General features: G+C 34.4%; 6 protein-coding genes. All 6 read right to left on the bottom strand.

Annotation, left to right across the window (positions count from 1 at the left end; all coding sequences use genetic code 11):
- A partial coding sequence (locus DSM106972_RS13045) for a hypothetical protein (protein ID WP_201800719.1) occupies nt 1–284 on the bottom strand: 284 nt, incomplete at its 3' end.
- Nucleotides 281–565, bottom strand: a complete 285-nt coding sequence (locus tag DSM106972_RS13040; protein WP_127081110.1) for a hypothetical protein — start codon at nt 563–565, stop codon at nt 281–283. The genes DSM106972_RS13040 and DSM106972_RS13045, both read right to left, overlap by 4 nt.
- A complete protein-coding gene (locus DSM106972_RS13035) occupies nt 562–918 on the bottom strand; it encodes a hypothetical protein (RefSeq protein ID WP_127081109.1) in 357 nt (118 codons plus the stop codon). The genes DSM106972_RS13040 and DSM106972_RS13035 overlap by 4 nt, the downstream gene beginning before the upstream one ends.
- Complete coding sequence (locus DSM106972_RS13030; protein ID WP_127081108.1) at nt 911–1,258, bottom strand: hypothetical protein; 348 nt, start codon at nt 1,256–1,258, stop codon at nt 911–913. The genes DSM106972_RS13035 and DSM106972_RS13030 overlap by 8 nt, the downstream gene beginning before the upstream one ends.
- Nucleotides 1,255–2,505 (bottom strand): P-loop NTPase family protein, encoded by a 1,251-nt coding sequence (locus DSM106972_RS13025; protein ID WP_127081107.1) that lies wholly within the window; start codon nt 2,503–2,505, stop codon nt 1,255–1,257. The genes DSM106972_RS13030 and DSM106972_RS13025 overlap by 4 nt, the downstream gene beginning before the upstream one ends.
- Nucleotides 2,506–2,540: 35 nt before the next feature.
- The coding region (locus DSM106972_RS52525; RefSeq protein WP_201800718.1) for a hypothetical protein at nt 2,541–2,748 on the bottom strand (208 nt) is incomplete at its 5' end.

Raw genomic sequence — 2,748 nt, 5'->3', positions numbered from 1 at the left:
AAACCTTCGTCTAGTTCATTCAAAAACTTACTCCACTTACCATGTACAATCCGCTCAATGATATGCATGTATGTTGTATCGATGCTTTCAAGAAAATAAATTAGTTGTTGAAATTCTTGAAAAAACAAAGGTACTTCAATTTGATTTGAGTTTACGTTAGCTGCAATAACTAGTTGAGGCATAAAAGCATCAATCAAAGCCATGAACTCGTTATCTGCTTGTTGCATTTCAAGAAAATCTCTAAACCTAATAGCATTTTGAACATCAAGCTCTAACTTAATCATCCTAGTATCTCCTTAGTAATTTCAATCAATTTCTCAATAGTTAATTGCTCAAAAAACCTTGTTACATATTTCTTTTTACCTTTGTGATATGCATAAACACCTGTAGTGGTATTAGAGAAATTTATTTGCTCATTTCTGCAATAAAGAGAAAAGTAACCGTTGTATTTCATTAAAAAATTCCATTCATCGCTACCGAAGTAAATATCAGTGCCAGTCACTTTAGCTTCTTTAGTTTTAATATTTAACTTTAATGCAATTGTGCAAACATTCTGGCTTTTCATATTAGCTTCAATTCCTTTAATGTAATTTGCGCCATATCAACAGAAGTTAAACCACGAAAATCATTAATGTTTAACTTTCTCCCCTTATGCCCTAATAACACTACACAGAAGTTACCATAAGCAACCTCACCATTTTTAAAGTTGCACGTCATTTTAGTAGCGTGTTTATTAAAAACAACTGCTTGAGTTCCCCAATTTAAGCAATTAGTTAAAACTTCTAGTTCTGCCTCTACACCTAACTGACACGCTGTTTTTATCCATTGGGCATCCAAAAACTGAGGACACGGCACTATTCGCGGCAAGTCTTCTTTAGTTATTCTTACTAAATAACTTCTGTAATACTTTTTATTCATTACTCAGTAATTCCTTCTCAATGTAATCAGCTATTTCCTTAAAAGGTAAAAGCTCAATATCATTCATGCGAATCAATTTTCGGACAAGCTCAATATTTAAGCCAAAATCTTTTAGCATTTCTACCGGAGGAAATTCGTTTTCACAACCTACTTCTTTATTTAACTCATCAATAAAATGCTTTTTCTTTTTAGATATTTTCCACTCTGGATGCACCACAACAGCTACACCCATACAACAATATCCATTACTAGTCTTTAACTGACACGTATCTTTTTTATATTTACCACTACGTAAAGCTTCAACCCATTGTTTAAGTAATACTTTTTGTTGTTCGTTCATGTTTGCTCCCAACCTTTAATAGTTAACTTCCAACCTAGACTTCCCATTAATTTGTTAATGTCTTTAGTCCTAGGGGTAATATCCAACTTACCTTCGTTCTGTAAAGCACCCAAGTAATCTTTAACTTTTTGGGCGCCAATAGTTATTTTCTGTCCATCCAATCCATTGTTTACTAATAATTCATTAGCTGCTAACTGCGCGCCTGCTTCTTGTTCAATCAACTTTCTTAAATGACCTATGGTAGCTGTACCTTCTGCTAAGTAATTAAAGTTCACGTATTCCCAATAAGCTCCTATATGTTCTACTGCTTCTTGTATGCTTTTCCAAGTACCTATCAATAATCCAGTAACAACCAAGTCTATACTTATAGTCCAGTTAGCAGATGTTATTGAAGGTGGTAAAGTAAATGGCTTTTTACCTTTTTTGGTTAACTGCTTCCTCCATGCTACGTAGTCCTGACAGTTAGTTTTATCATTCCAAAATACAAAAAACTTTTCCTCAAATCCCTCCCAAGATATTGATTCAAACGGTATTCTATCCATGTTTATATCTATACCGTCATACTCTCTTCTTTCTTCAGGTGAAAACTTTTCGTATTTTTTATGAGGTATTAGAATAATTCGTCTAATAAGCTCTGAAAATTCTGGCACTAAGTGTATAGCAGATACAGAACTAATAATCTTAGGACAATAAACGTAATAATCAATGTTAGTGCCATCGTTGTTAGCAATGCTAATTTTATCTGTGTTTCTGTCATAGCCAAACAACAACATTTGATAGATTTTTAAGTCTCGTTCTAATGTTTCTGTGTGTAAATTATCCCAGCATAAAATAGCTCCGTCTTTTTCAAACTCTTTAGTAACTGGGTCAATCCACCGCATACCATTAATATCATTCCTAATCCCAGCAAACGTAGTGGTAGGTGTTAACAGTGTTTTTTGACCGTGTAACCTAGCCGCTATTTTTGCAATTTCTGACTTACCACTACCTTCGTCGCCGTAACTGAAAAGTATTCCGCACTTAATACTCCACTTACTACTAATCATCATGTAAGTAGCTGCTATTGGTAGCATTAACGCTTTGTTAGGAATAAATACAGATTGCTGAATTATGTTAGCTAAGTTTTGATAATGGGATAAATTTTCATCCCATGACTCCTGCCAACTGTCTAGAGTATCCCCATAAAAATCCTTTGGATTTAAATAGGGTACCCGCTCGTTGTCCTTATCGGTTTCAGTGATACCCATATTTCCTTAAATTATTGCAATGTACTAGGTAAAAACTATCGAATTAATTCAATAGCTAAATCAAACATTTTTTTTGCATCTGGCTCTAGTCCTACGGTTACTAGCACATCTGATAGTGACTTGAACTGTCGAGAGGGATAATCCACCGACAATTGAGTACAGATGAAAAATAGTCGGTCGTTTAATTTCTCTAACTCTGTTTGACCTTTGGCTCCGCCACCTCCCCATGATTTTTTTTCTGGC

It is taken from the genome of Dulcicalothrix desertica PCC 7102 (assembly GCF_003991905.1).
Lineage (GTDB): Bacteria > Cyanobacteriota > Cyanobacteriia > Cyanobacteriales > Nostocaceae > Dulcicalothrix > Dulcicalothrix desertica.
Note: the sequence above shows the minus strand (reverse complement) of the source record. Positions and strands in the feature narration are given on the sequence as shown.

Bases quoted from the DNA above. Each gene is read 5' to 3' on its own strand.
- DSM106972_RS13040 (WP_127081110.1), bottom strand. From the start codon at position 565: ATGAAAAGCCAGAATGTTTGCACAATTGCATTAAAGTTAAATATTAAA.
- DSM106972_RS13035 (WP_127081109.1), bottom strand. From the start codon at position 918: ATGAATAAAAAGTATTACAGAAGTTATTTAGTAAGAATAACTAAAGAA.
- DSM106972_RS13030 (WP_127081108.1), bottom strand. From the start codon at position 1,258: ATGAACGAACAACAAAAAGTATTACTTAAACAATGGGTTGAAGCTTTA.
- DSM106972_RS13025 (WP_127081107.1), bottom strand. From the start codon at position 2,505: ATGGGTATCACTGAAACCGATAAGGACAACGAGCGGGTACCCTATTTA.